4 protein-coding genes and 1 pseudogene are annotated in these 5437 nt (G+C 68.3%); 1 reads left to right on the forward strand and 4 read right to left on the reverse strand.

Going from position 1 to position 5437, the window contains the following annotated elements:
- Both FVW27_RS06930 and FVW27_RS06935 read right to left on the reverse strand, forming a co-directional pair.
- Nucleotides 1-2031: ArnT family glycosyltransferase (locus FVW27_RS06930; RefSeq protein ID WP_243838265.1), on the reverse strand; the 2031-nt coding region annotated here is incomplete at its 3' end.
- A complete protein-coding gene (locus FVW27_RS06935; RefSeq protein ID WP_167123859.1) occupies nt 2028-2645 on the reverse strand; it encodes a phosphatase PAP2 family protein in 618 nt (205 codons plus the stop codon). The genes FVW27_RS06930 and FVW27_RS06935, both read right to left, overlap by 4 nt.
- A 239-nt stretch (nt 2646-2884) precedes the next feature.
- Between FVW27_RS06935 and FVW27_RS06940 the strand changes: the two genes are divergently transcribed.
- Nucleotides 2885-4345, forward strand: coding sequence for an MATE family efflux transporter (locus tag FVW27_RS06940; RefSeq protein WP_167123861.1), 1461 nt, complete (start codon nt 2885-2887; stop codon nt 4343-4345).
- Nucleotides 4346-4458: 113 nt separating this feature from the next.
- Here FVW27_RS06940 and FVW27_RS06945 read toward each other — a convergent pair whose 3' ends face one another.
- Complete coding sequence (locus FVW27_RS06945) at nt 4459-4761, reverse strand: MTH1187 family thiamine-binding protein (protein WP_167123863.1); 303 nt, start codon at nt 4759-4761, stop codon at nt 4459-4461.
- A 33-nt stretch (nt 4762-4794) separates the two neighbouring features.
- Nucleotides 4795-5437 (reverse strand): annotated as a pseudogene (locus tag FVW27_RS06950) (6-hydroxymethylpterin diphosphokinase MptE-like protein); the annotation flags it as partial.

Consider the following 5437-nt stretch of genomic DNA (forward strand, 5'->3'; position numbering starts at 1 on the left):
CTCCGGCGTGGCGGGCTGCAGCCCCGGCAACACGGGCTGGGGCGCGGCGGGCGTTGCTGGTGCTGTGCCGTTTCCGGCATCGCCGGGCGCGGGCTGCGGCAGTGCCGGTGCATCGGGTGCCGGGGCCTGATCGCCGGTGATGGCGGGGGCCGTCGCGTCGTCAGGTTGAGCGGGCTGCGTGGGCTGTACGGGCTGGACGGGGCCGGAACGCTCCGCCAGCACGTATTCGCGGTCAACGATCCACTGGCGGTGCACCTCGCGCAGGTCGGCGGGCTTGTCGGTCCATTCCGCAAAGCGGTCGGCGCGCATGGCCACCACCACCTGCGGGAACACCGCCATGGCTGCGCGCAGCGAGTCCTCGTCGGAAAGTTCCTCGATGTTGGCCCCCGCGTAATAGGTGTAGGTGCCGGAGTACACCTTGTAGCTGACCGGGTGGTACCCCTTGCGGATGTACTCGCCCATCAACTCGGCCTGGGCGCGGGGGCTCATGACCGGGTCCAGCGAGGGCGCGGTGAACAAGGCGGCGGGCACGACGAGCGCGGTGACGAAGGCGGCAAGGGTCAGCAGGCCGCCTTCGGGGCGGCTGCGGTCCACGGCCTTCCACAGCAGCACGGCAAACACCAGGGTGATGCCCGCCAGGATGGGCGCGCCGCGCGCGATGTCGAGCATGGCCAGCACCTGAGGCTGAAAGCGCGCGCGCACCATGTCCGGCGCCCACTGCCACAGCGAAAGGCCGCCCAGGCCCAGCGCCAGCACAAACAGCAGGATGGCCGTCAGTCCAAGGTACAGGCGGCTGCCGAACACGTTCAGGCGCAGCACCGCGCGGGCGGTGACCACGGCCAGCAGCGGGAACAGCGGCAGCAGGTAGATGACGATCTTGATGCTGACAGCGGTCAGCAGGGCGAACGAGGTGACCAGGGCCAGCCAGATGTAGGCCATGCCGTCGCCTTCGCCCTTGCGGGTGGCCAGCACCTTGCGCAGGGACGCGGGGGAGAAGGCCCGGCCCCACGGCAGGAACGGCAGCACCAGGGTGAACGGCAGCCACGCGGCGGGGAAGGTGGCCAGGTAGTGCCACCACGGCTGTTCGTGATGCCAGGCGGCTGTGGCTCGGTCCACGATCTGGTGACGCAGGATGTTGCGGATGAGGTCGGCGTAGCCTTCAAACCACACCGCACCCACCCAGGCCAGCAGGGTGGCCAGCATGATGCCGCCGCCGATGGCCACGTCCATGCGGTTCAGGCGGCGGGGCATGCCGCGCCACAGTGCATAGGTCACGCCCGTCAGCAGCGGAAAGGCCAGCCCGAACGGCCCCTTGACCAGGGTCGCCACGGCGGCCAGGGCAAAGGCCGGGATGATCCAGCGGAAGGCCAGGGGCAGGCGCAGGCCCCGGTACATGCAGATGTGGGCCAGGGTAATGACCGCCGCGAACAGCAGGTCCATGCGGGCATAGTGAACCACGCCCAGAAAGTAGAAGCCGCACAGCAGCACCAGCCCCGCCGCGAACGATTCGCGCTTGTCGCACCCGGCCACCAGGCGGGCCAGGGCATAGGTGGCCCACAGCACCAGCAGGCCGGATACGGCGGCCCCCAACTGGAAGACCATGGGGCCGTCCACGCCGGGGATGACGTCCAGCAAGCCGAGGAACCAGAAATATACCGGAGGCTTGTCCGGGTAGGGGATGCCGTTCAGGTGCGGCACCAGCCACTGGCCGGTGGCCAGCATGGTTTCATAGACGTTGCCGTGGCGGATTTCGTCCGAAAACCACAGGGACCGCGCATCCAGGGTGAAGGCCGTCTGCGCCGCGTAGATGAGGGTAAGCGGCAGCAGTGGGAACACGGCCAGCAGGTCGTACAGACGGGTCAGGAGGCCCCTGGGGCGCCCACCTGCCTGCGGGGGCGGACAGGACCCGGCGGGTTTGCCGCCTGCGGAATCCTTGTCGCTGGCGGCGGCGCCGGGCGGGGTCTGCGGCGTTTCCGGAGAAGCGGCGGCCTTGGATTGGGGGGCGGCGGTTTCGGTCTTCGGGTCGGTCATAGGGGGGCGGTCCTGTGGGTGATGCGGTGTATGATGAAGGCGGCAAGGCTGCCCAGCAGAAGCCCCGCCAATACGTCGCTGGCGTGGTGCTGCCCCAGCAGCACCCGCGAATAGCCCACGGCGGCCACGTATCCGCCAAGGGCAAGGGAAGCGGCCATGTGTTTCCAGCGCATGGCCAGTGGCGCGCAGGCCCCGGCGATTTCCGCCGTGTGCCCGGATGGCAGCGAATTGTGCGGCCCGTCGAACGAAAACGGCACCCACGGCCCAGGCACGCCGGGACGGGTGCGCCCGGCGGTGATCTTGATCACCCGCACGAGCAGGAACGCAATCAGCAGTTGCACCGCCACGTAGGCCAGGACAAAACGCACGGCGCGCGGGTCGTGGCGGCGCCGGGCGCTCCAGAACAGCGCACCATAGACCGCGTACAGGGCCGGGTTGCCCCAGTCGGTCAGCACCATGACAAGGTTGGCCGTTCCGGGGTTTGCCTGCCGCCACGCGCGCCAGTGGGCGATCACCTCGTCCCCGGTGCCAAGGCACACGGTGGATATCGCAAGCAGCGCCAGCAGCGGCAGGGTGCACAGCAAATGGTGCGCGATGGGGTATGGCTGACGCATCGGCGCTTTATAGGGCGAATCCGCAGTGAAGGGAAGGGTGCGGGCGGGGCGCGCCGTGCGCCGACGCCGGGGCGGGCGGCCGGCGCGGGCCGGTGCCAGATGCGGGGCAGGCGGGGATTTTTACCCAGCCGGGGCGCAACGTACCGTGTCGCGCAACCAGGGTGCCTTGACGCCACTTTTCCGCTAGGGTATTCGGTACGGCTTTTCCGCAACACGGACAGTACGTCACGGAGGATGGAATGTTGTCGAAGATGGTGGCAGGCATCACCGGACGCTGGAACGCGCCGGGCGGGTACCGCGAGGTGCTCGGCGTCAGCCTGCCGCTGGTGGCCAGCATGGCCTCCACCACGGTCATGGAGTTCACCGACCGGCTGTTCCTGAGCCATTATTCGGTGGAAGCCATCGCGGCGGCCACACCGGCTGCCGTGGTGCATTTGCTGTTTCTGCTCACCTGCATGGGCATCACCGGGTATTCCGGCGTGTTCATCGCCCAGTACATTGGCTCCGGCGCGCCGCGCCGGGTGGGGGCCGCCCTGTGGCAGGGAGTGTACATGGCGCTGTTCTTCGGCGCGGGCATGGGCCTGTTGTGGTACGCCGCACCTGTCATCTTCGCCTTTGCCGGGCATTCTCCGGGGGTGCAGACGGGCGAGGTAGCCTATTTCCGCATGCTCACGGCGGGGTCGGTGCTGCCGCTGGTCAACAGTTGCCTGGCCGGGTTCTTTACCGGGCAGGGCCGCACCCGCCCGGTGATGGTCGCCAACATGGCCGCCATGGTGGTGAACATCCCGCTGGACTACGCCCTGATCTACGGAGCGTGGGGCCTGCCGGAAATGGGCATTGCCGGGGCGGGCCTGGCCACGGCCACCGGGTGGGGCGTGGGCACGCTGCTGTTTGTGTGGATGGTGTTCACCGCTCGCAACGAACGGTGCTTCCGGGTGTGGAGCGGGCGCGGGTTCGAGCCGGAACTGTTCCGGCGCATGGCCCGCTACGGCCTGCCCAGCGGCATCAACGGGTTTGCCGAACTGTTCTCGGTGACGTGGTTCGTGTTTCTGGTGGGGGAACTGGGCGAAACGGCGCTGGCCGCCACCAACATCACCTTTTCCATCAACATGGTGGCCTTTCTGCCCATGATCGGCATGAACATCGCCGTGGGCAGCATGGTGGGACAGGCCATGGGGCGGGGCAATCCCGCCGATGCCGAACGGGTCACCGCCAGCACCCTGCACGTGGCCCTGGCCTGGATGTTCGCGCTTTCGCTGCTGTTCTTCTGTGCGCCGGGCCCCCTGTACGGGTTGTTTCTGGGCGGTGGCGCGCACGATGCGGCCATGGCCGCGCAGCAGGTCGAAATCCGCGAACTGGGCGTGGTGCTGCTGCGCTTCGTGTGCGTGTACTGCCTGCTGGACGGGGTGACCATTGTGTACACCGGCGCGCTGAAGGGCGCGGGCGACACCTGGTTCGTCATGTGGAACATGCTGCTGGGCTGCCTGATCGGTCTGGTGCTGCCCACGCTGGCCCTGCGGGCCTCGGGTCTGATGACCCTGAACTCGCTGTGGGCGGCGTTCACCGCGTTCATTCTGTTGCTGGCCGTGATATCGTGGCTGCGTTTTCGGCGCGGTGCGTGGAAGCGGCTGCGGCTGGTGGAGACGGCGCACCCGCTGCCCGATGTGCCCGCTGGCCCCGAAGACGGCGGAAGGGCCTGATTCGTTGCGGGGCGGCATGGGCATGTGATGGACGGGGAATACGAAGCACAACGGCCGCGCGGCAATCACCGCGCGGCCGTTGTCGTTTACTCAGGACATATGCCTGGATTGGTTCAGCTTCCGGCCAGCCTTGCCTCCACAGAGGCGACCTTGCCCGCCATGCGGCCCACGGGGCCTTTGCGCAGGTCCACCTTCAAGGTCATGTACACCCGGTCGCAGTCCGCTTCCAGCGCGGCCAGGCAGCGGTCGGCCACCTGCATGACCTCGGCCCGTTCGCCCTCGATGGTGGTGCCCATGGGGCCCAACTGGTACGGCAGCCCGCTTTCCTGAATGACCGACAGCACGCGGGCCACCCACTGGCTGACGCTGGCCCCCTTGTCCATGGGAAAGACGGCGATTTCGGCGAGAACGCTCATGATGCCTCCGTGCGATTGTCGATTGGCCGGGCGCTATGCGGCCTGCTGGCCCGCGCTGGTCATCACTTCGTCGATGCGCCGGACCTTGTCCAGCACCCGCCGGGCAATCTGCCGGAATTCCGTCATCTGAGGCAGACCGAACCTGTCGCGCCCGTGCACCAGCCCGGAAACATCCATGATCTCGTTGTACAGGTACGGCGTGCAGATGGGGTCCTGCCGCAGGAAGAAGTGCACCCGGCCCAGCATCTCGACGATTTCCGCGCCGTGGCGTTCCGGCTTGCGGAACAGCGTTTCCAGCCGCTTCTGCGCATTGCGCAGCGATGTGCGCCATTGCGGCAGGCGCGGGGCGAACAGGGGCTGCTCGCACGGGGTCATGGCCGCATCCAGGCGCTGACGGAACCCGGCCAGAATGTCGGTGCCACCGTTTGCGTCGCCGCCATCTGCCGGGGGGGGCAGTTCGCGGTCCAGATCGTCGGGCGTGATGTCCCGCGCGCCGCGAATCAGCGCGCCGCCGCCGTACAGGTTCACCACGTCCAGTTGCAGGGTGCGGATGTCCTGTTCCATGTCGCGCAGGGCCGTGGCGTAGGGCAGGGTGGAGCGCACCGGTCCGTCGCGGCCCGGCAGGTCCAGCGTGCCCACGGTGATGGCGGCGGCGTGGTGCCCGGCCGCGTGCGAT

It is taken from the genome of Nitratidesulfovibrio liaohensis (assembly GCF_011682075.1).
Classification (GTDB): domain Bacteria; phylum Desulfobacterota; class Desulfovibrionia; order Desulfovibrionales; family Desulfovibrionaceae; genus Cupidesulfovibrio; species Cupidesulfovibrio liaohensis.